We start from the raw sequence: 20,186 nt of genomic DNA on the forward strand, positions 1-20,186 counted from the left end.
TTCCTTCGTTCTCTGGCGGTTCGGGCACGGCATGGCCCTACGGGATTTGAGTGCCGGAGCCGGGCGAGGCAGCTGACAGTACTGCCGCCCGCGGGGTGCTCCGGGTGCCGAGATGATGGAAGAACAGGTTGAGCAGGACCGCGACGAGCGCACCGGCGCTGATACCGGAGCCCAGGACGGTCTGCGCCCAGGCCGGGAAGTCCGCGTAGAAGGTCGGCGCGGCGAGCGGGATGATCCCGGCGCCGAGCGACACGGCCACGAGGATGATGTTGGAGCTGTCGTCCAGGCCGGCCTCGGAGAGCGTGCGGATGCCGCTGACCGCGATGGAGCCGAAGAGGACGATGCCGGCACCGCCGAGCACGGGCATCGGGACCAGCGAGACGACCGCGCCGAGCACGGGGAAGGCGCCGAGCACGATGAGGGCACCGCCCGCGACGGCGACGACGTAGCGGCTGCGTACCTTCGTGAGCGAGACGACACCGACGTTCTGCGCGAAGGCGCTGGTGGGGAAGCCGCCGAAGATCGGTCCGATGAGCGTCGCGATGCCGTCCGTACGAAGACCACGCGTGATGGTCTTACCGGTGCACTCACGGTCGCAGATCTCGCCGAGCGCCAGCATTCCCGCGGAGGACTCGGTCATCAGGACGAGCATGACGATGCACAGCGAGAGGATCGCGGCGGGCTGGAACTCCGGCGGGCCGAAGGCGAAGGGCGTGGGCAGCGCGGCGATCGGCGCCTCGCGCAGCGAGGAGAAGTCCGCCAGGCCGAACGGGATCGCGGCGAGCGTGCCGATGACCAGGCCGAGGAGGAGCGCGATCTGCTTGAAGAAGCCCCGGGTGAACCGCTGGATGAGCAGGATGACCACGAGCGTGAAGCCGGCCAGCGCCAGGTACTTCATGTCGCCGTAGTCGGACGCCTTGGCGTCGCCGCCCTGCGCCCAGCCGACCGGTACGGGCATCAGCGTCACCCCGATGAGGGTGATCACCACGCCGGTGACCAGCGGCGGGAAGAATTTCAGCAGCTTGCCGAAGAAGGGGCCGACGGCGAGGCAGAAGACGCCGGCGACCATGACCGCGCCGTAGATCGCGGGCAGTTGGTGCCCTTTGGCGGTGGTCTCCGCGATGGCGAGCATGGGCGTGATGCCGGCCGAGGAGGCGGCGTTCACGAACGGCAGCCGGTTACCGGCGATCTTCCGGATGCCCAGGGTCTGCAGAAGGGTGGCGAGCCCGGCAATGAGGAGGCTCGCGGCGATCAGCCGGGTCTGGCCTGCCGAGTCCAGGTGGGCGGCCTGGCCGATGATGAGCGGAGGGGTGACCACGCCGGCGTACATGGCGGCGATGTGCTGAAGGGCGGCGGGGACGAGCCGCTTGGGCCCCAGCTTCTCGTCCACCGGGTGGACGTCGGTTTCAGGGTGGTGCTCAACGTGCGATTGCTGTGCCATGGGTCGTTCCCCTCAAGGTTTCGCGGCCCCCTCCCGCCGTGCGGGATAACGGGAGGGGGAGGCGAGGCACTTCGCGGCGTGGGAGAGCCGTCAGAGGTTGGTCATGTCCACCGGGATGCGCGCGTCGACACCGTCGCGCAGGATGGTGGCCTCGATGAGCCCGTACGGGCGGTCCGCCGCGTAGTAGACGGCCCCGTCCTTGGCCTCGTTGTCGAGACCGAAGGGCGAGAGGTCCTGGCGGAAGTGGTGCTTGTTCGGCGCGGAGAAGCGGATCTCGTCTATCTCACTGCGGTTGTTGATGACCCGCGAACCCATTTGGTACAGGGTCTGCTGCAGGGAGAGCGAGTAGGTCTCGACGAAGGCGTTGAGGATGTGCTTCTTGGTCTGGTCGTAGGACCGCTCCCAGTTGGGCATCCGCTGTTCGTCGGACGTCCAGTTGTGCCGCCACCAGGTGGAGAGCGAGGTGGCGAGGATGCGGTCGTAGTCCTCCTGCAGCGTCGTGTACTTGTCCTTGATGTAGCCCCAGAACTCGGAGTTCGTGGAGTTCATCACGGTCAGGTCCTTGAGGCCCGAGAGGATCTCGAACTTCTCGCCGTCGTACGTGATCTGCGCGAGGCGGGTCTCCTGGCCCTTGCGGACGAAGGAGTGCTTGACCTCGTCGGCGCCGATGAACTTGGAGTTGGCGTCGGAGCCGGCGATGCGCTCCCAGGCGTACTCCTCGATGCGGATGCGCGCCCGGTGGATGGACGGCTGGCTGTCGACGAAGTGCCGGGCGAGGTGGATGCCGTACTGCTCGGCGGACTCGATGCCGTATTCCTTGGCGAACGCGAAGCAGGTGTTCTTCGTCGTGTCCGTGGGCAGGCAGTTGGCGTTCGAGCCGGTCAGGTGGACGTCGTCGAGGTCGCCGGAGAGGGCGACCGAGACGTTGAGGTCCTTGATGTGGTGCGTGTCGCCGTCCCGGGTGATCTTTACGACCCGGTTTTCCGCCTTGCCGTACTGGTTCTGGCCGAGAATCGTGGGCATGTCGGTGCTAGCTCCCTCGGTATACGGAGTAGCCGAACGGGTTGAGCAGCAGCGGTACGTGGTAGTGCTCGCCCGGCTTGACGGCAAAGGTGATTGCCACCTCCGGGAAGAAGGCTCCGCTGTCCCGTAGCGCGGGGGCGTCCTGCTGTTCCTCGGCTTGCTTTGTGGTGAAGTACGCCTCCGTCTCGAAATCGAGGCGTACGTGCGTGGTGCCGGCCGGCAGGGCCGGCAGGTCCTTGCAGCGCCCGTCCGCGTCCGTCTTGGACGCGCCGTGCGCGGTCCATGAACCGTCACTGCCGGAGCGCACCGAGAGCGTGAGGGCCACGCCCTCTGCGGGGCGGCCGACGCTGGTGTCCAGGATGTGCGTGGACACCGACGTCTCATTGGCAGCCGTGTCGCTGCTCATGCTGCGTCTCCTTCTGCGAGGCGGGTCAGGCGAATGCGGTTGATCTTGACGAGCTCTCCACGCACGATCTCTCGTTCGTGTTCCGGCGTGTTGTCGATCCGGTTACGGACCGCGTCCCTCATCTGCTCGGCGGTCAGGCCGGTCGCGCAGATGAGGAAGACGTGCCCGAAGCGCTCCTGGTAGGCCAGGTTCAGTTCGAGCATCTCGGCCTTGAGCTCGTCGGAGGCCCCCGCCATCCCGCGCTGCTCGCGCGAGGAGGTGGGGTCGCCCGGCTTGGGGCGGCCGATCGGCGGGTGCCCCGCCATCGCCTCGGCCAGGTCGTCCGCCGTCAGCTCTGCCATGGCGGCGTCGCTGGCGGCGAAGAGGGCCTCGGTGTCGGCGTACGGGCGCTGCGCGAGGATCTTGCTCCCCCACGCCTCGCTGGCACACACCTCGTGCAGCGCGGCCTGGGCCTCGCTGACATCGGCGGCATTGAACCGGGTGAGCCCCGGAGTCGTACTCGAAGACACGGGAAGCCTCCGTGGCTGCGTCGTGCTGTGCGTTGGACGGGCTGGGCATAGCTAAGTCTCCCGACAACACCACGTCAACACTTTGTTGAAAACTCGGCAACACGAAAGCCGCCGTTCCGGAAACCCGGAACGACGGCTTGTGGCGGTTTGCTGGGAGGTAAGGGGCGGGAGCCGGTCAGCGCTCGACCTTCGTCCCGTTCTCCCTGTTGAGGTAGTTGTACACCGTAAACCGGGACACTCCGAGCGCGCTCGCGACCGTCTCCACGCCGTGCCGTACGGAGAAGGCGCCGCGGGTCTCCAGGATGCGCACGACCGACTGCTTGGTCTTGCGGTCCAGCTCGGCGAGCGGGCGGCCGTGCCGGCGCTCCAGGTCCGCCAGCAGGTGGTCCAGGGAGTCGGAGAGGTGCGGCAGCCGTACGGCCACCCGGTCCTCGCCCTCCCAGGCCAGCACGACGTCGTCCCCCTGCGCCAGCTCCGGCGCGACCATCTCCCCGCCCATCGCGTCCACCAGCGGCTTCACCGCCTGGACGAACGGGTGGTCGGCAGCCTCGGTCACCGCTCGGCCTCCTTGCCGTCCTGGCCGTCCCGGCCCTCGCGTACCACGTTGACCTGGAGCGAGACGCGGGTGGCGCCGGCCGCCAGGGACTGCCGCAGCAGCGCGTCCACCGCGGTGAGCACCCGCTCCGCGTCCCCCTCGGCGGTATTGCCGAACGGGCCGACGTCGACCGCGTCCAGCTCGGCACCCGTGACGACCTCACGGGCCACCACCGCGTGGTCCGGCGCCTCGTCCAGGTCGAACGGTTCCGTCGTGAACTCCACTCTCAATCGCACACCCGTCAACCTACTGCCGACGTCGGGCCGGCCACCAGAATCGGTCGGACGTCACCCCTTGACAGCTCTCCTTCCCCGCGGGCACTCTTCCAATACGCAGAAAGAAAGTTTCGCAATACGGAAGGCGCTTACCCCGCATGGGCTTCACCGACACGCGCTTCGACGTCAACCTGTCGATCCTCTTCACCGAGCTCCCGCTGCTGGAGCGCCCCGCCGCCGCGGCCGCCGCCGGCTTCACCGCGGTCGAGCTGTGGTGGCCGTGGGTCGACGCGCCGGTGCCCGAGCAGGCCGAGCTGGACGCCCTGCGGGACGCGCTGAACGACGCCGGCACCCAGCTGGTCGGCCTGAACTTCTACGCCGGGCAGCTGCCGGGCCCCGACCGCGGCGCCCTCTCCCTGCCGGGTGAGGAGTCCGAGAAGTTCCGCGCCAACGTACCGGTCGCGGTGGAGTTCGCCCGCACGATGGGCTGCACGGCGCTGAACGCGCTGTACGGCAACCGCATCGAGGGCGTCGACCCGGCCCTCCAGGACGAGGTGGCCCTCGCCAACCTCATCTACGCCGCCCGCGCCGCCGACTCCATCGGCGCGACGCTGCTGATCGAGGCGCTGAACAAGCCCGAGTCGCCGCTCTGCCCGATCGTCTCCGCGCCCAAGGCCCTCGAGATCGTCGACAAGGTCAACGCGGCCACCGGCCTCGGCAACGCCAAGTTCCTGATGGACCTGTACCACCTGGCCATGAACGGCGAGGACCTCAACGAGGTCATCGAGTCGTACACCGAGAAGACCGGGCACGTGCAGATCGCCGACAACCCCGGACGCGGCGCGCCCGGCACCGGCCACCTGGACTTCACCGACCTGGTCAACCGCCTCAAGAAGGCCGGCTACGACGGCTGGGTGGGCCTGGAGTACAAGCCCGGCGACCGCCCGAGTGCCGGTGCCTTCGAGTGGCTGCCCGCCCCGCTGCGCGCCGCCGGCCGGAACTGAGCACGGACGACTGACGGACGGGCCGGGGGGAGCGACCGATGCCGAGGACGACCGCCGCAGCGGCGGCAGCCCGGATCGTCCGGGACGAGGGCGGCGACGCCGCCTTCGGCTGCCCGGACGCGCCCGGCGGCCCGCTGTACGCGGCGCTCGCCGACGCCGGCACCGCTCTCCGCACCGCACGCCACGCGCAGTCCGCGGTGCACATGGCCGACGGCTGGGCCCGCGCGAGCGGGCGCACCGGAGTGGTCGTCGCGGGCGCGGCGTCGGTGCCGGGACTGGCCCCCGGACTGCACGCCGCACGCGCCGACGGCGTACCGCTGGTCTGCCTCGCCGAGGGACCCGTGGAGCCGTTAGGGGCGGTGGCCGGGCAGGTCTTACCGGCCGCCTCCGCCGCCCGCCTGCCGTGGGCGCTGCGCGAGGCGTTCCGTACGGCCCGCGAGGGCCGGCCGGGCCCGGTGCTGGTCGAACTGCCCGCCGACACCGAGGCGGAGATCGCATACGATCCGGCGGTCGACGCACCACTGCCGACACGCAGCGGTATACCGCATCCACGACAGGTCGCGGCCGCCCTGGAGCTGCTGCTGGCCGCGCGCCGGCCGCTGCTGCTGGCGGGCGGCGGGGTGACCGCGGCGGACGCCGGTGCCGCGCTGCGCGCGCTGGCCGGGCGGTTGCGGGTGCCGTTCGCCGACACCCCGGGCGGCCGCGGCTGCGCGGCGGACGGCGACGAGCTGTACGCCGGTACCGTCGGGTGCTCTCCGGGACAGCGGGCCCTCGACGCGGCGGACTGCGTGCTCGCGGTCGGCACCGGGCGGGCCGCCGGCCTCCTCGCGGGGGTGCGCACGGTGATCCAGGTGGATGCCGAGCCGTCGGCGATCGGCGGGTACGGCACCGCCGGGCCGGGAATCGTCGCGGATGCCCGGCTCTTCCTGGAGGGGCTGCTGGACTCGGCGCTCGACGGTGGGGAGCGCCGGGAGTGCGCTCAGTGGACCAGGCCCGCCGGGGCCACGGTCCCCGCGTCCGGCCCGGGCGGCGCTCAGGTCCCGGTCCGCCGGGTCCACGCGGAGCTCGGCGCGGTCTTCGGTACGGACGCCTGCTTCGTCCTCACCGAGGAGGTGTACGGCGAGTGGAGCGGCGCGCTGCTCCCGGTCGGCGGGCCACGACGGCTGCTGCTCGGCGGCCGCGGCGGGCCGCCCGGCTGGGCGGTGCCCGCGGCGCTCGGCGCACGGCTCGCACTGGCCGCCACGGCGCCGGACACCGTGCTGGTCGGCATCGGCACGGGTCCCGGACTCCCGCCGCTCGCCGAGGAGTTGGCGGCCGCGGCGGAGTGCTCGGTGCCGTACGTGCAGTTACTGCTCGGCCGGGACGAGCGCGGTCCGGACGCCGTGCGCCTCGCCGAGGCGTACGACTGCTCGGGCTGCCGGGTCACGGACCGGGAAGGGCTGCGCTCCGCGCTGGAGTGGGCCCGGAAGGAGGCCGTCTCCACGCGGCGGCCGGTCCTGGTGGACGTGCTGGCCAGGCCCGGCGCATAACAGCACGCACAGACTTCCGGCGGCGGCGCCGACACCTGTCCTGTCGCGCCCAGGTGCCGCCGCCGGGACCCTTTTCCGGCCGCTGCGTGCGGTGGTAGAAGGTCACGAGCAAGTTTTCAACAAACTGTTGACGTTTGGTTGGAGCCCTCCATACGCTCCAACATGCGGAAGTCGGCTTCCGCGCTCTTCGTACGGAAGGTCACCATGACGAAGCCCTCGCTGACGGCGCGCACACTCACCACGGAGTCGGGCGCCCCCGTCGCCGACAACCAGAACTCCGCCACCGCCGGCATCGGTGGCCCGATCGTCCTGCAGGACCAGCACCTCATCGAGAAGCTCGCCCGCTTCAACCGGGAGCGCATCCCGGAGCGTGTGGTGCACGCCCGCGGTTCCGGCGCGTACGGGTACTTCGAGGTGACCGACGACGTCACCGGCTTCACCCGCGCCGACTTCCTGAACACCGTCGGCAAGCGGACCGAGCTCTTCATCCGCTTCTCGACCGTCGCCGACAGCCTCGGCGGCCCGGACGCGGCCCGTGACCCGCGCGGCTTTGCGGTCAAGTTCTACACCGAAGAGGGCAACTACGACCTCGTCGGCAACAACACCCCGGTGTTCTTCATCAAGGACCCGATCAAGTTCCCCGACTTCATCCACTCGCAGAAGCGCGACCCCTTCACGGGCAAGCAGGAGCCGGACAACGTCTGGGACTTCTGGGCGCACTCCCCCGAGGCCACCCACCAGGTCACCTGGCTGATGGGCGACCGGGGCATCCCGGCCTCCTACCGCCACATGAACGGCTACGGTTCGCACACCTACCAGTGGACCAACGCCGAGGGCGAGCAGTTCTTCGTCAAGTACCACTTCAAGACCAACCAGGGCATCCGCTGCCTGGACGCCGACCAGGGCGCCGAACTGGCCGGCAAGGACGCCACCTCGCACCAGACCGACCTCCTGCAGTCCATCGAGCGCGGCGTGTACCCGTCCTGGACGCTGTACGTGCAGATCATGCCGGCGGCCGAGGCGGCGGACTACCGCTTCAACCCGTTCGACCTCACCAAGGTGTGGCCGCACAAGGACTACCCGCTGCAGCGCGTGGGCCGGATGGTCCTGGACCGCAACCCGGACAACGTCTTCGCCGAGGTCGAGCAGTCCGCGTTCTCGCCGAACAACTTCGTGCCCGGCATCGGCCCGTCCCCCGACAAGATGCTGCAGGGCCGGCTCTTCGCCTACGCCGACGCGCAGCGCTACCGCCTGGGTGTCAACCACACCCTGCTGCCGGTCAACGCGCCGAAGGCCACCAAGGTGAACAACTACGGCCGGGACGGCTTCATGGCCGCCAACGCGTACGACCGGAACGCGAAGAACTACGAGCCGAACAGCTACGGCGGCCCGGTCCAGACGAACGAGGCGCTGTCCGCCCCGTTCGCCGTCACCGGCCACACCGGCACCCACGAGGCCCCGCAGCACACGAAGGACGACGACTTCTTCCAGGCCGGCGAGCTCTACCGGCTGATGTCGGAGGAGGAGAAGCAGCGGCTGGTGGCGAACATCGCCGGCGGTCTCTCGCAGGTCTCCCGCGACGACGTCATCGAGAAGATGATCTCGCACTTCAGCGCGGCCGACCAGGACTACGGCAAGCGCGTCGAGGCCAAGGTCCGCGAGCTGCGCGAGGACTGAGTCCGGTCCTCGAAAAGGCTGCGTGAGGACTGACGGGAGGTCAGCACCCTTGCGCGTCCGTACCGTCCGGCCCGTTGAGGGGTGGCCGGGCGGTACGGACCGGCCGGCGGCTTCGGCCGCCGGCCGACGGTGGGCTCCGCGGCGCGGCGGGGGAAACCAGTGCGGTGGTACGGGCGCGTCTCATAGGGAAGGGCGCGTCCTCTCCCCCGCACCGCGGAGCACACCTTCCTCTTCTCATCCCCTCCCCCTCCCCAGACTCCGTCCGGTGGCGCGTGTCCTGTCGCGCCTGTAACCCGTGTCACCGGGCGGGAACCACCCGCAGGGCCCGCTCGTCCGTACGGTCACGGACGTGCGGGCCCTGTGCGCGTCTCCCCTCCCGACTCTCCTCGCGATTCGCCCCACGAACGGCGCGTTCCGGGGGACCATGGACGGCGATGAGCCGAACGACCCGCCAGGAGCCGAACATGGCCGACAGCGTGCCGGTGCGCTGCCCCACGTGCCGCCGCGAGAACGCCTTCACGCCGCCCACCTTCCCGTGCGCGTGCGGGGCGCCGCTGACGATGCCCGTGCTGCGCGGCGGGGTGCCCGTCGAGATCCAGCACCGCACCTGGCAGAGCTCCTGGGTCGAGGTGCGCTGCGAGTCCTGCGGGCGGCTGGACGAGTGGCCGGCGCCGGAGTCGGCGTGCGCGTGCGGCACGGTCGTCCGGGTACCGGTGATACCGGCCCCAGGCCCGCCGGCCCCGGAGACCACCCCGCTCGGCCGCGCGGTGCACCACTCCCCCTCGCCCCCGGCCACGCTGCGGCCCGCCTTCCGCCCGGTGACGATCCGCACCGCGCGGGACTGTGTCACCGCCGCCGTCCAGTACCTGAAGTGGCTGGGCTTCACCGAGGTCGTACGCGCCCCCGAGCGCAGCTCGTCAGGGGTGGACGTACGAGGCCGCGGGCTGGTCGCCCAGGTCGACCCGACCACCCGCCCCACCCGCCTCCGCGAGATCGAGACGGTCTGGCTGAACGGCCTCAACGACTCCGCGCTCGCGGTGTTCTTCTCGCTGGCCGGTTACGCACGCGACGCCCGCGCCCGCGCCGACGCGCTGCACGTCCCGCTCTTCGTCATGGACCTCACGGGCACCCCGCAGCCGGTGAACGACCCGGCGGACGAGCTGATCAGGAAGGGCCCGTGACCCGTTCCCGGTCCTGACTCCGCTCGGCGCGGTCCGGGTTCCGGTCCGGGCTCTCCTGCGAGTTCCGGTAACCGAACAGCGCGTACACGACCATGCCCAGCGCCATCCACCCGGCGAACCGCAGCCAGGTGATGGGGTCGAGGTTGCTGATCAGCCAGACGGAGAAGGCGACGCCGATGGCCGGTACCAGCGGAACCAACGGCGTACGGAAGGCCCGCGGCAGGTCGGGGCGGGTGCGGCGCATGACGACCACGGCCACCGCGACCACGATGAACGCCATCAGAATGCCGATATTGGTGAGATCGGCGGCCTCCCTGATCGGCAGGAACCCCGCGATCACCGCCGAGCCGATACCGACCGGCCAGATCACCCGGGTCGGCACCTGCCGCTTCGGGTGGTTGCGGGCGAAGTAGCGCGGCAGCAGGCCGTCCCGGCTCATCGAGTACCAGACCCGGGACACCGCCAGCATGTTGGCGAAGGCCGAGGTGGTGATGCCGATGATCGCGCCGACGGCGACGACCATGCCGAGCCCGCCGAGGCCGACCGAGGCCAGCGCGCTGGAGAACGGGCTGTGCACGTCGATGCGGCGGTAGTCCTGCATGCCCAGCAGCACGACGCAGACCAGCAGGTAGATCACGGCCGCGATGCCGAGGGAGATCACGATGGCCTTCGGCAGCACCTTCTTCGCCTCGGCGCTCTCCTCCGCGGCCGCGCTCATCGCGTCGTACCCGTACACCGCGAAGAACGTGGTCGCGGCGCCGGTGAACGCGCCGCCGAGGCCGTACGGCAGGAACGGGCTGTAGTTGCCCGCCGAGATGTGGAACGCCCCCGCGATCACCACCAGCGCCACGATGCCCAGCTTGACCACGACCAGGATCGTCTCGAAGCGGGCCGACTCCTTCGTACCGCGCGAGAGCACAAAGGCGAGGAGCAGGCACAGCAACGCGGCGAGCAGGTCGACACGGTGCCCGGCGCCGGTCCCGGGCGCGCCGAGCATCCAGGTCGGCAGGTCGATGCCGATGCCTTCCAGGACGTACGAGAAGTAACCGGAGACGGCGATGGCCACGACGGCGACGATCGCGGTGTACTCCAGCAGCAGGTCCCAGCCGATGGCCCAGCCGACGACCTCGCCGAGCGCCGCGTAGGAGTAGGTGTACGCGGAGCCCGCCTTCGGGATGGTGCCGGCGAACTCGGCGTAACAGAGCGCCGCCGCGCTGCTGGCGATGATCGCGATCAGGAAGGAGAGCATGACGCCGGGCCCGGCGTCCTCGTGCGCGACGACCCCGGCCAGCGAGAAGACGCCCGCGCCCACCAGGCCGCCCAGGCTGAGCGCGACCAGCTGCCACAGGCCCATCGTGCGGCGCAGCCCGCCGGCGGACTCCTCCTCGGAGGAGTCCACGGGCTTACGGCGGAAGATCTCTCTCGCGACGCTCACAGGACGAACCCCTCGGGGAAGGGATCGCGGGGATCCAGGAGGTAGTTGGCGGTGGCGGTGATCCAGGCGCGGCCGGCGAACTCCGGTACGACGGCGGGGAGTCCGCCGACCTCGGTGGTGCCGACGAGGCGTCCCGTGAACCGCGTCCCGATGAACGACTCGTTCACGAACTCGGTGTTCAGGGGCAGTTCACCGCGCGCGTGCAGCTGGGCCATCCGGGCCGAGGTGCCCGTGCCGCACGGCGAGCGGTCGAACCAGCCCGGGTGGATGGCCATGGCGTTGCGCGAGTGCCGGGCGTCGGAACCGGGCGCTATGAACTGGACGTGCTTGCAGCCGGAGATGAGGGGGTCGACGGGGTGCGCGGGGCGGTTCTGCTCGTTGACCGCGGCCATGATGTCCAGCCCCGCGGCCAGGATTTCCTGCTTGCGTGCCCGGTCGAAGGGCAGGCCGATGCTGTCCAGTTCCACGATGGCGTAGAAGTTGCCGCCGTACGCCATGTCGTAGCGGACCTCGCCCAGCCCGGGGACGTCCACCTTGGCGTCCTGTTCGAGCGCGAAGGCGTCCACATTGCGCAGGGTGACCTTCTCGGCCGCGCCGTCCCGCACCGTGACCCGCGCCTCGACGAGCCCGGCCGGGGTGTCCAGCCGGACGACGGTCTCCGGCTCGGTGACCGGGACCATGCCGGTCTCGACGAGGACGGTGGCGACGCCGATCGTGCCGTGCCCGCACATCGGCAGAAAGCCGCTGACCTCGATGTACAGGACGCCCCAGTCGGCGTCGGGGCGGGTCGGCGGCTGCAGCAGGGCGCCGCTCATGGCGGGGTGGCCGCGCGGCTCGTCGACCAGGAACCGGCGCAGCCCGTCGAGGTGTTCGACGGCGTACCGGCGGCGGTCGGCCATGGTGGCGCCCGGTATCGGGCCGACCCCGCCGGTCACGACGCGGGTGGGCATGCCCTCGGTGTGCGAGTCGACGGCGCTGAGGGTGCGTACGGACCGCATCAGGCGGCCCCCAGCTTCTCCAGCGCGGTGATGGCGCGGGCCATGTCGGCGCGGACCTGCTCGCGGTGCTCCGGGATCAGCGGGCCGCGCGGCGGGCGGCAGGGACCGCCGTACCGGCCGACCTGCTCCATGCCCGCCTTGATGGCCTGCACGAATTCGGTGCGGGAGTCCCAGCGGAAGGCGGCGACCAGCGGCTCGTACAGCGCGCGTGCCTCCTCCAGGCGCCCGGCGCGCGCGAGGGCGTACAGCTTGGCCGACTCCGCCGGAAAGACGTTCGGGAAGCCCGCGAACCAGCCCACCGCCCCCATCAGCAGGCTCTCCAGGACCACGTCGTCCGCGCCGCTGATGATGTCGAGCCCCGGCGCCTGCTCCTTGATCTCCAGCACGCGCCGCACGTCGCCGGAGAACTCCTTCACCGCCACGACGTTGTCGATCTGCGCGATCTCGCCGAGGAGGGCGGGCGTCAGGTCGACCTTGGTGTCGATGGGGTTGTTGTAGACCATGACGGGGAGGCCGACGCCGGCCACCGCCTCGAAGTGGGCGAGCACCTCGCCGGGGTTGGCGCGGTACATGGTCGGCGGCAGACAGAGCACGCCGTCGGCGCCGTCCTCGGCAGCCGCCTCGGCCCAGTACCGGGCCTGGTGGCTGCCGACGCCGTGCACGCCGACGATGACGGTGCCGTCGTCGCCGACCGCCTCGATCGCGGTACGGGCGACCGCGCGGCGCTCCTCGTCGGTGAGGGAGGAGTACTCCCCCAGCGAGCCGTTCGGGCCGACGCCGTCGCAGCCGTTGTCCACCAGCCAGCGGCAGTGCTCGGCGTAACGGTCCAGGTCGGGGGCGAGCCCGGCGGGGGCGGCAGGGTCCTCGCGGTACGGGAGCGCGGTGGCGACGACCACGCCGCCGAGGCCGGCGGGGCGGTGGGAGGCGGTGCTGTTCATGCGGTGCTCTCCTTCGGGTCGGTGTCCGGTCCTTCGGGGGTACTGGCCGGCTCTGCTTCGGAGGTACGGGTCGGCTCCGCTTCGGAGGTACGGGTCGGCTCTGCTTCGGGCGTACTGGCCAGCTCACCCAGGCGGATGGGCTGGGCGATCGGGCGGCGGTGCGGGGCCGCGACGGGCAGGCCGTCCGCCGGGCGCGCGGGCCGGTCCCCGCCCGGCCGGGCGGTGAGTTCGGCGACCGTGGGGCCGCAGATCCGGGCCTGGCAGGGGCCGAGGCCCGCACGCGTGGCGAGCCTGGTGACGCGCGGCGCGGCACCGGCCTCCTCGGCGGCGGCCCGGCAGAGCGTCCCGTAATCGGTCTCCTCGCAGCGGCAGATCACGGTCTCCGGGCGCAGCCAGCCGGGCCAGGCCGGCCCGATGGGATGGGCGGCGGCCAGCCGAGCGGCGAAGGCCCGGCCCCGGTCGCGGTTGCGGCGGACCCGGCGCAGCGCGGGTGCCGCGGGGTCGCCGCCGGCCGCTAGCCAGCCCGCGAGCGCGCCTTCGGTACGGGCGGCCGGCGCGCCCGCGATGCCGGTGATCTCCCCGGCCGCGTACACGCCCGGGCAGCTGGTCAGCTGGTCGCCGTCGACGGCCACGAACTCACCGGCCGGGGACCGCAGTAGCGCGCAGCCCGCGGCCAGCGGCAGCTCCAGCTGCGGGCTGAAGCCGTGGCTGACGCAGAGCGCGTCCACGGGGACGGTCCGCTCGCTGCCGGGGACGACCGACCAGTCGGGCCGCAGCCGCGCGGTGACGGCCTCTTCGACGCGGCCTTTTCCGCGCGCCTCGATGACGGTCCTGCCCATGCGGTACGGGACCCGGTGGCGGGCCAACAGGGCGGTGTACTCGGCGAGTTCGGCGGCCTTGCCGGGCTGCTCCGCCAGTTCCCAGGGGCGGCGCGCCCAGCCGCGGGCGACGGTCGCGGGCGGATTCGCCTCCAGGACCGCCCGTACTCCGGCACCCGCCTCCAGCAGCGCGGCGGCGACGGGGAGCAGGAACGGTCCGCTGCCCGCGAGCAGCACATCGTCGCCGATGACCAGCCGCTCCCCCTTGGCGAGCGCCTGCGCCGCGCCGGCCGCGTACACGCCAGGCAACTCCCAGCCGGGGAAGGGCAGTACACAGTCGTGGGCGCCGGTGGCCAGCACCAGCGCGTCGGGGGCGAGGGTGCGGCGGGGCCGGTCCGTGCCGTCGGCGGGGCCGGTCAGGGTGTGGACGAGGGGCGGACCGGGCTGCCCGGGTTCCGGCCGCTCCAGCGCCCAGACGGAGGTCTCCGCGCGCCAGGTGCAGCGCGGGTGGCCGAGGACGCGGCGGCGCAGGCGGTCGAACGCGGACCACCCGTGGTGCAGCCGGCCGGGCCGGGCGGCGCCGTACTCCTCGGGCAGCATGCGGTGGTACTGGCCTCCGGGCCGCTCGGCCGCGTCGAGGAGGGTGACCGCGGCCCCGGCGGCGAGCGCGGAGGCGGCGGCGGAGAGACCGGCGGGGCCCGCACCGACGATGACGACGTGACGGCCCGTCATGCTCGCTCCTCGGGCGTACGGGACTGCGTACGCACCTCGTCCCCGTCCGCCCGGCTCTGCGTGGTCACCACGTCCCCGTCCGCCGCCCGGCGCCGGCAGGCCCGTACGTCCGGCGCGCCGTTCACGGTCAGTACGCAGTCGAAGCAGACGCCGATGCCGCAGAAGACACCGCGCGGGGCGCCCGAACGTGCCGTGCGCCAGGAGGTGCGGCCCGCCGCGAGCAGTACTCCTGCGATGCTCTGGCCCGCGATGCCGGTGACCGGCTCGCCGTCCACGGTGATGCGCAGCGGCCGCTCGGGCCGCCGCCCGGTGGCGTCGTCCGCGGCGCGGATCAGTCGGGGGCTCATGCGCTCTCCTCACTCAGGGCCGGTGCGCCCAGTACGGCCGGGCGGTCCACCCGGAACGGGGCGGGGTCGATCTCCGGTTCGGTGCCGCGCACCAGGTCGCGCAGCACGCGGGCGGTGCCGAGCGAGAGCCCGATGCCGGCGCCCTCGTGGCCGCTCGCGTGCCACAGGCCCGGCAGCCGCGGGTCGGCGCCGATGACCGGGAGGTGGTCGGGTACGTACGGGCGGAAGCCGCCGTACGCGCGCATCACGGGGACGTCCGCGAGGCCGGGGAAGAGCCGGAGCGCCTTCGCCGCGATCGCGGCGAGCACCTCGGGGCGCAGCCGGTCGTCGAAGCCGGTGCGGCGGCGGGAGGAGCCGAGCAGGACCGTGCCGCCGCGGGTGGCCTCGACGACGGCGGAGGTCTGCAGGTCCTCGGCGCTGCTGCCGACGGCGCCCACGTAGTCGGCGTCGTAGACCTTGTGGAAGACGGTGGGCGGCAGCGGGGCGGTGACGAGGATGTCACCGCGGCGGGGGCGGACGTCGACGGGGGCGCCGAGGCGGGCGGCGAGCCGACCGGACCAGGGGCCCGCCGCGTTGACGAAGAGGTCGGCGGCCAGGTCGCCTTCAGTGGTACGGACGGCGGTGAGGCGGCCGCCCCGGGTGCGGGCGCCGAGGACCTCGCAGCCGGTGCGCAGCGTGGCGCCGTGCGCGAGGGCGTCGCCGAGCAGCGCCGCGGCCGCGGCGGCGGGCTGGACCTGGGCGTCCTCGGGGTAGTGCAGGGCCGCGGCGTGGTCGCGGGTGACGTGCGGCTCGGCGGCGGCGAGCGCGGCGGCGTCCAGGACCTCGGCCCGGACCCCTGCCGCGCGCTGACCGGCGGCGAAGTCCGTCAGCCCCGCGGCGCCCGCTTCCGTCGTGGCGACGACGATGCCGCCTTTGGGGTCCCATTCGACGGCGCGTACGGCGTCGGCGCTGCCGGCCGGCCCGTCGGCGATCGTGGCGAGCGCCTCGGGCCAGAGGCGGCGCGACAGCTGGGCCAGCCGCAGCTCGGGGCCCGGGCCCTTGTCGGAGACGAGGACGTTGCCCTCGCCGTGTGCGGTGGTCGCCTCGGCCGGGCCGCCGCGGTCCACGACGGTGACCTCGAAGCCGCCGGCCAGGGCCAGTTCGCGTGCACAGGCCGCGCCGACGATCCCGGCGCCGAGAACCACGACCCGCGTTCCGTTCATCGACCGCATACAGCGCTCCTCCGTTCGCTTTAACGAACACTCAGAGGCTAGGAGGACACCCGAGGGAGGTCAATGGAACGCACACGGGATTTGATCTGACGTCACGTCAGTCGAGCACGGCGTGCAGGCCCTCGCCCTCGGGCCGGCGATCGGTCCGGTACTGGAGCAGCAGCACGGAGCGGACCGGCCCCCCGAGCGCGGTGTACGCATGCGGCTGCCCCGCGTCGAAGCCGATGTAGTCCCCGGGCTCCAGCTCGATCCGCTCGCCGTCCACGTCCACGGCCAGCCGCCCCGCCTGCACGATCGTGTGCTCGGTGCCGACGTGACCCAGCGAGTTCTGCCGCGCGCCCTCGCGTACCTGCTGGTCGTACACCTCGAAGCCGCCCTCGCCGAGCTCGAAGCGACGCAGCGGCCGCAGGTCGACCGCGTCGCCGCTGAGCACCTCGACGTCGGCGGCGCGCACCACGGTCGGGCCGTCGGCCGGCCGGGTGTCCAGTAGCCCGGAGATCGGCATCTCCAGCGCGCGCGAGAGGCTGAACACCGTCTCGATGGTGGGGTTTCCGGTGCCGGACTCCAGCTGCGACAGCGTCGCCTTACCGATCCTGGAGCGCCGGGACAGCTCGGAGAGCGAGAGTCCCCGCCGCGCCCTGGCGCGCTTCAGGTTCGCCGCCAGCATGTCCCGGATCGAGCCCTCGGGAGCGCTCACCCTTCCCGCCCTTCCGCCGCGGCACGACCCCGCGCCTGTTCTGTCAACCGAACGGCACCTCGTCGGTACCGTTCATCTCCCCGAACAGTCTACGGAGTACCGCAACGACAAGAAGGGCGCACGGAACCAGCCATCAACCGACCGGCACCATGCGCCCGTTCTGCTCCGTCACACCCCATTCGCCCCGCCCGGAACGGCGGGCGAGACTTATCCCACAGCGGCGGCCTCGCCCTGCGAACCCCGCGACCCCTGTGAGCCTTGCGCACCCTGCGCGGCGGCCGGCGGCACGGGGCCCGCCGACGAGCCGCCGTCCACGGCGATCTCGGCGCCGGTCAGGTAGGCGGAGGCGTCCGAGGCGAGGAAGGCGACCAGGCCCGCGACGTCGTCGGGCAGGCCGATGCGGCCCAGCGCGACACCCGGCGCCACGCCCGCGTCCGCCGTGGCGGCCACCTCGGCGAGCATCGGGGTGTCGATGACGCCCGGGTGCACGGAGTTGACCCGGATGCCGTACTGGCCCAGCTCCAGCGCCGCGACCTTCGTCAGGCCGCGCAGCCCCCACTTGGACGCGCCGTAGCCGCCCGTACTAGGGATGCCGGTGAGTCCGCCGACGGACGAAATATTGACGATGGAGCCGCCACCGGCCGCGACCATCGCCTCCCGGACCGCCTTGATGCCGAGGAACGGGCCGACGAGGTTGATCCGCAGCGTCCGCTCGAAGTTCTCCACGCTCTCGTCCGCCAGCGGCATCGAGCGCAGCACACCGGCGTTGTTGATCAGTACGTCCACGCCGCCGAACTCGGCCGTCGTGGTGGACACGACCGTCTGCCACCCCGCCTCGTCCGTGACGTCGAGGTGCACATAGCGCGCCGCCCCGCCGATCTCGTCGGCGACCCGCTTCCCGGGCTCGTCCAGCACGTCGGCCAGGACCACCCACCCGCCGAGCCGGGCGAAGAGCCGGGCCTCGGCCTCTCCCTGGCCGCGGGCCGCACCCGTGATGATCGCGGTCTTGCCTTCGAGCGTGAGCACAGGGCTTTCCTCCATCACCTCATCAACAGGCCCCTCAATCAGCCATATGACAAGAAGTCAGGTCAAGAGCTCTGCACCACATAATGACCGCATGTTCGATCACCACGCCCTGCGCGCTTTCTGTCTGGAATTCAACGGCTCGACCGAGGAATTCCCCTTCCCCGGCAACCCCGACGTGGCGGTCTACAAGGTGGGCGGAAAGATCTTCGCGCTCTCCTCGCTGGACGCCGCCGACCCGCTCACCGTCAGCCTGAAGTGCGACCCCGAGGAGGCGGTCCGGCTGCGCGCCGCCCACCCCGAGATCGTCCCCGGCTACCACCTCAACAAGCGGCACTGGAACACCGTCTCGCTGGCCGGCGCCCTCCCCGACGACCTGATCCGCGCCCTGATCGAGGACTCCTACGACCTGGTCGTCGCCGGCCTGCCGCGCGCGGAGCGTCTCCGCCTCGACCGCCCCTGAGCATCCGGATCCCGAGCAGCCGTACAGACCAGATCTCGAGCCGTACAGACCAGATCCTGAGCTGTGCACCCCGGATGTTGAGCTGTGCGGCCCAGTCGGTCGCGGCCCGTCCGCCGCGTTCTACCACCGGGAGCCCCGGAGGCCCCGTCCTCCCCCGTGGAGGTTCCTACGCCTGGCCGGCTGAACCGCCGGACACCTCCCCCGCCAGCCGGTCGCGGAGTTCGATCTTGCGAACCTTGCCGCTGACCGTCATCGGGAAGGACTCCAGGATGTCGAGGTAGCGGGGGATCTTGTAGTGCGCGAGGCGGTCGCGGCAGAAGGCGGCCAGCTCCTCCTGGGTGAGCGTGTCGGCCGGGTCCTTGAGGATGACGCAGGCCGCGATCTCCTCGCCGTACTTCTCGTCCGGCACGCCGACCACCTGCACGTCCGCGATCTTCGGGTGCCCGTACAGGAACTCCTCGATCTCCCGCGGATAGACGTTCTCCCCGCCTCTGATGATCATGTCCTTGATCCGGCCGACGATCCGCAGATAGCCGTCGTCGTTCATCACCGCGAGGTCCCCGGTGTGCATCCAGCCCTCGGGATCGATGGCCTCCGCCGTGCGCTCCGGCTCCTCCCAGTAGCCGAGCATCACGCTGTACGCGCGGGTGCACAGCTCACCGGGCTCGCCGCGCGGCACGGTCTCGCCGGTCACCGGGTCGGCCACCTTCACCTCGACGTGCGGCAGCACCCTGCCCACCGTCTCCGTACGGTGCGCCAGATCGTCGTCGCGACGGGTCTGAGTGGACACCGGCGAGGTCTCGGTCATCCCGTAACAGATCGACACCTCGGCCATGTGCATCTCGGCGACCACCCGCTTCATGACCTCCACGGGGCAGGGCGAGCCCGCCATGATGCCGGTGCGGAGCGAGGAGAGGTCGTACGAGGCGAAGTCGGGGAGGTTCAGCTCGGCGATGAACATCGTCGGGACGCCGTAGAGGGACGTGCAGCGCTCCTGCTGGACGGCGCGCAGGGTGGCGGCCGGGTCGAAGGCGGGCGCGGGGATCACCGAACAGGCGCCGTGCGAGGTGATCGCGAGGTTCCCCATCACCATGCCGAAGCAGTGGTAGAAGGGCACCGGCAGACAGACCCGGTCCCGCTCGGTATAGCCGATCGTCTCGCCCACCCAGTAGCCGTTGTTGAGGATGTTGCGGTGCGAGAGCGTGGCGCCCTTGGGGAAGCCCGTCGTGCCCGACGTGTACTGGATGTTGATCGGGTCGTCGGGGGCGAGGGTCGCCGCGATCTCCGCCAGCCGCTCCGCCGGGACCGCCGTGCCGGCCGCCAGCAACTCCTCCCAGCTGGGGTCCGCGATGTACACGACCTCCCGCAGCCGTGCGACGTCCGCCCGCACCTCCCCCACCATCCGCCGGTAATCACTGCTCTTGTGCGCGGTCGCGGAGACCAGCACCTCCACACCCGACTGATTCAGCACATACGCCAGCTCATGCACCCGGTACGCCGGGTTGATATTGACCAGGACGGCGCCGATGCGGGCCGTGGCGTACTGGACCAGCGTCCACTCCGGGCAGTTGGGCGCCCAGATGCCCACCCGGTCGCCCTTGCTCACCCCTTGGGCGACCAGCCCGCGCGCCACCTCGTCCACGGCCCGCCCGAACTGCTCGTACGTCCACCGCCGCCCGCCGGCCACGTCGACCATCGCCTCGCGGTCACCGAACCGCTCGATGGCCAGCTCCAGGTCGGCGCCGATCGTGCGGTCCAGCAGCGGGCGCTCACGCTCGCCGCTCTCGTAGGACAGCGGCCGGCCGTCCGGTGCCGTGCCGTTCTCGGCGGCATTCTCGGTGGCGTTCTCGCGTGCGCTCATCGATGGTCCTCCTCGCGGGCAACGTGCCGCCCAGCATGCCCCGCCCCTCTCCGGCCCGCCTACCCCGGCGCGCGAGAAAGATC

General features: G+C 71.7%; 20 protein-coding genes. 5 read left to right on the forward strand and 15 right to left on the reverse strand.

All coding sequences use genetic code 11. The features are described 5' to 3' along the window. Positions 1-37 precede the first annotated feature (37 nt). From ACIGXO_RS05940 to ACIGXO_RS05965, 6 genes are all read right to left on the reverse strand, one after another. The gene (locus ACIGXO_RS05940) at positions 38-1,441 is read right to left on the reverse strand and encodes a nucleobase:cation symporter-2 family protein (protein ID WP_399780875.1); all 1,404 of its coding nucleotides are present in this window, start codon (positions 1,439-1,441) and stop codon (positions 38-40) included. A 90-nt stretch (positions 1,442-1,531) separates the two neighbouring features. Next, positions 1,532-2,464 (reverse strand): factor-independent urate hydroxylase, encoded by a 933-nt coding sequence (pucL, locus tag ACIGXO_RS05945; RefSeq protein WP_399780878.1) that lies wholly within the window; start codon positions 2,462-2,464, stop codon positions 1,532-1,534. A 7-nt stretch (positions 2,465-2,471) separates the two neighbouring features. Beyond that, positions 2,472-2,870: a hydroxyisourate hydrolase gene (gene uraH / locus ACIGXO_RS05950; protein WP_399780881.1), complete on the reverse strand. Its 399-nt coding sequence runs from the start codon at positions 2,868-2,870 to the stop codon at positions 2,472-2,474. Continuing rightward, a complete protein-coding gene (uraD, locus tag ACIGXO_RS05955; protein ID WP_399780885.1) occupies positions 2,867-3,379 on the reverse strand; it encodes a 2-oxo-4-hydroxy-4-carboxy-5-ureidoimidazoline decarboxylase in 513 nt (170 codons plus the stop codon). The genes uraH and uraD overlap by 4 nt, the downstream gene beginning before the upstream one ends. 175 nt (positions 3,380-3,554) lie before the next feature. Further along, on the reverse strand, positions 3,555-3,935 hold the full coding sequence (locus ACIGXO_RS05960; protein ID WP_399780888.1) for a helix-turn-helix domain-containing protein: 381 nt from the start codon (positions 3,933-3,935) through the stop codon (positions 3,555-3,557). Then, positions 3,932-4,210, reverse strand: coding sequence for a hypothetical protein (locus ACIGXO_RS05965; protein ID WP_399780891.1), 279 nt, complete (start codon positions 4,208-4,210; stop codon positions 3,932-3,934). Before ACIGXO_RS05965 ends, ACIGXO_RS05960 begins: the two co-directional genes overlap by 4 nt. Before the next feature lie 137 nt (positions 4,211-4,347). On the opposite strand from ACIGXO_RS05965, the gene ACIGXO_RS05970 reads away from it, so the two are divergent. From ACIGXO_RS05970 to ACIGXO_RS05985, 4 genes are all read left to right on the forward strand, one after another. Next, entirely contained in the window at positions 4,348-5,193 is an 846-nt protein-coding gene (locus ACIGXO_RS05970; protein WP_399780894.1) for a TIM barrel protein, read from the forward strand. Between the two features lie 38 nt (positions 5,194-5,231). Further along, entirely contained in the window at positions 5,232-6,722 is a 1,491-nt protein-coding gene (locus tag ACIGXO_RS05975) for a thiamine pyrophosphate-binding protein (protein ID WP_399780896.1), read from the forward strand. A gap of 204 nt (positions 6,723-6,926) precedes the next feature. After that, positions 6,927-8,399, forward strand: a complete 1,473-nt coding sequence (locus ACIGXO_RS05980; protein WP_399781938.1) for a catalase — start codon at positions 6,927-6,929, stop codon at positions 8,397-8,399. A gap of 464 nt (positions 8,400-8,863) precedes the next feature. Continuing rightward, positions 8,864-9,580, forward strand: coding sequence for a hypothetical protein (locus ACIGXO_RS05985; RefSeq protein ID WP_399781941.1), 717 nt, complete (start codon positions 8,864-8,866; stop codon positions 9,578-9,580). Here ACIGXO_RS05985 and ACIGXO_RS05990 read toward each other — a convergent pair. The 8 genes from ACIGXO_RS05990 to ACIGXO_RS06025 form a co-directional block, all read right to left on the reverse strand. Continuing rightward, on the reverse strand, positions 9,564-11,015 hold the full coding sequence (locus ACIGXO_RS05990) for an amino acid permease (RefSeq protein WP_399780899.1): 1,452 nt from the start codon (positions 11,013-11,015) through the stop codon (positions 9,564-9,566). The two genes, ACIGXO_RS05985 and ACIGXO_RS05990, sit on opposite strands and share 17 nt — an antisense overlap. Beyond that, positions 11,012-12,013 (reverse strand): proline racemase family protein, encoded by a 1,002-nt coding sequence (locus ACIGXO_RS05995; RefSeq protein WP_399780901.1) that lies wholly within the window; start codon positions 12,011-12,013, stop codon positions 11,012-11,014. The genes ACIGXO_RS05990 and ACIGXO_RS05995 overlap by 4 nt, the downstream gene beginning before the upstream one ends. After that, positions 12,013-12,951 (reverse strand): dihydrodipicolinate synthase family protein, encoded by a 939-nt coding sequence (locus tag ACIGXO_RS06000; protein WP_399780905.1) that lies wholly within the window; start codon positions 12,949-12,951, stop codon positions 12,013-12,015. The genes ACIGXO_RS05995 and ACIGXO_RS06000 overlap by 1 nt, the downstream gene beginning before the upstream one ends. Then, on the reverse strand, positions 12,948-14,501 hold the full coding sequence (locus tag ACIGXO_RS06005) for an FAD-dependent oxidoreductase (RefSeq protein ID WP_399780907.1): 1,554 nt from the start codon (positions 14,499-14,501) through the stop codon (positions 12,948-12,950). Before ACIGXO_RS06005 ends, ACIGXO_RS06000 begins: the two co-directional genes overlap by 4 nt. Beyond that, positions 14,498-14,848, reverse strand: a complete 351-nt coding sequence (locus ACIGXO_RS06010; protein ID WP_399780910.1) for a (2Fe-2S)-binding protein — start codon at positions 14,846-14,848, stop codon at positions 14,498-14,500. Before ACIGXO_RS06010 ends, ACIGXO_RS06005 begins: the two co-directional genes overlap by 4 nt. Next, a complete protein-coding gene (locus tag ACIGXO_RS06015; RefSeq protein WP_399781944.1) occupies positions 14,845-16,050 on the reverse strand; it encodes an NAD(P)/FAD-dependent oxidoreductase in 1,206 nt (401 codons plus the stop codon). The genes ACIGXO_RS06010 and ACIGXO_RS06015 overlap by 4 nt, the downstream gene beginning before the upstream one ends. Positions 16,051-16,156: 106 nt before the next feature. Next, positions 16,157-16,756 (reverse strand): helix-turn-helix domain-containing protein, encoded by a 600-nt coding sequence (locus ACIGXO_RS06020; RefSeq protein ID WP_399780913.1) that lies wholly within the window; start codon positions 16,754-16,756, stop codon positions 16,157-16,159. A 207-nt stretch (positions 16,757-16,963) separates the two neighbouring features. Next, positions 16,964-17,782 carry a glucose 1-dehydrogenase gene (locus ACIGXO_RS06025; protein ID WP_399780916.1) on the reverse strand — a complete coding sequence of 273 codons (819 nt, stop codon included), beginning with the start codon at positions 17,780-17,782 and terminating at the stop codon, positions 16,964-16,966. A gap of 91 nt (positions 17,783-17,873) precedes the next feature. Between ACIGXO_RS06025 and ACIGXO_RS06030 the strand changes: the two genes are divergently transcribed. Beyond that, positions 17,874-18,242 (forward strand): MmcQ/YjbR family DNA-binding protein, encoded by a 369-nt coding sequence (locus tag ACIGXO_RS06030; RefSeq protein ID WP_399780919.1) that lies wholly within the window; start codon positions 17,874-17,876, stop codon positions 18,240-18,242. A gap of 166 nt (positions 18,243-18,408) precedes the next feature. On the opposite strand, the gene ACIGXO_RS06035 is transcribed toward ACIGXO_RS06030, so the two are convergent. Continuing rightward, positions 18,409-20,103, reverse strand: a complete 1,695-nt coding sequence (locus tag ACIGXO_RS06035; RefSeq protein WP_399780921.1) for an AMP-binding protein — start codon at positions 20,101-20,103, stop codon at positions 18,409-18,411. Between the last annotated feature and the right edge of the window lie 83 nt (positions 20,104-20,186).

The organism is Streptomyces sp. NPDC053542 (assembly GCF_044544685.1).
Taxonomy (GTDB): domain Bacteria; phylum Actinomycetota; class Actinomycetes; order Streptomycetales; family Streptomycetaceae; genus Streptomyces.

What these genes read in the sequence shown, in the direction of transcription:
- ACIGXO_RS05940 (WP_399780875.1), bottom strand. Translation starts at nt 1,441, where the DNA reads ATGGCACAGCAATCGCACGTTGAGCACCACCCTGAAACCGACGTCCAC.
- pucL (WP_399780878.1), bottom strand. Translation starts at nt 2,464, where the DNA reads ATGCCCACGATTCTCGGCCAGAACCAGTACGGCAAGGCGGAAAACCGG.
- uraH (WP_399780881.1), bottom strand. Translation starts at nt 2,870, where the DNA reads ATGAGCAGCGACACGGCTGCCAATGAGACGTCGGTGTCCACGCACATC.
- ACIGXO_RS05970 (WP_399780894.1), top strand. Translation starts at nt 4,348, where the DNA reads ATGGGCTTCACCGACACGCGCTTCGACGTCAACCTGTCGATCCTCTTC.
- ACIGXO_RS05975 (WP_399780896.1), top strand. Translation starts at nt 5,232, where the DNA reads ATGCCGAGGACGACCGCCGCAGCGGCGGCAGCCCGGATCGTCCGGGAC.
- ACIGXO_RS05980 (WP_399781938.1), top strand. Translation starts at nt 6,927, where the DNA reads ATGACGAAGCCCTCGCTGACGGCGCGCACACTCACCACGGAGTCGGGC.
- ACIGXO_RS05985 (WP_399781941.1), top strand. Translation starts at nt 8,864, where the DNA reads ATGGCCGACAGCGTGCCGGTGCGCTGCCCCACGTGCCGCCGCGAGAAC.
- ACIGXO_RS05995 (WP_399780901.1), bottom strand. Translation starts at nt 12,013, where the DNA reads ATGCGGTCCGTACGCACCCTCAGCGCCGTCGACTCGCACACCGAGGGC.
- ACIGXO_RS06000 (WP_399780905.1), bottom strand. Translation starts at nt 12,951, where the DNA reads ATGAACAGCACCGCCTCCCACCGCCCCGCCGGCCTCGGCGGCGTGGTC.
- ACIGXO_RS06005 (WP_399780907.1), bottom strand. Translation starts at nt 14,501, where the DNA reads ATGACGGGCCGTCACGTCGTCATCGTCGGTGCGGGCCCCGCCGGTCTC.
- ACIGXO_RS06010 (WP_399780910.1), bottom strand. Translation starts at nt 14,848, where the DNA reads ATGAGCCCCCGACTGATCCGCGCCGCGGACGACGCCACCGGGCGGCGG.
- ACIGXO_RS06015 (WP_399781944.1), bottom strand. Translation starts at nt 16,050, where the DNA reads ATGAACGGAACGCGGGTCGTGGTTCTCGGCGCCGGGATCGTCGGCGCG.
- ACIGXO_RS06030 (WP_399780919.1), top strand. Translation starts at nt 17,874, where the DNA reads ATGTTCGATCACCACGCCCTGCGCGCTTTCTGTCTGGAATTCAACGGC.
- ACIGXO_RS06035 (WP_399780921.1), bottom strand. Translation starts at nt 20,103, where the DNA reads ATGAGCGCACGCGAGAACGCCACCGAGAATGCCGCCGAGAACGGCACG.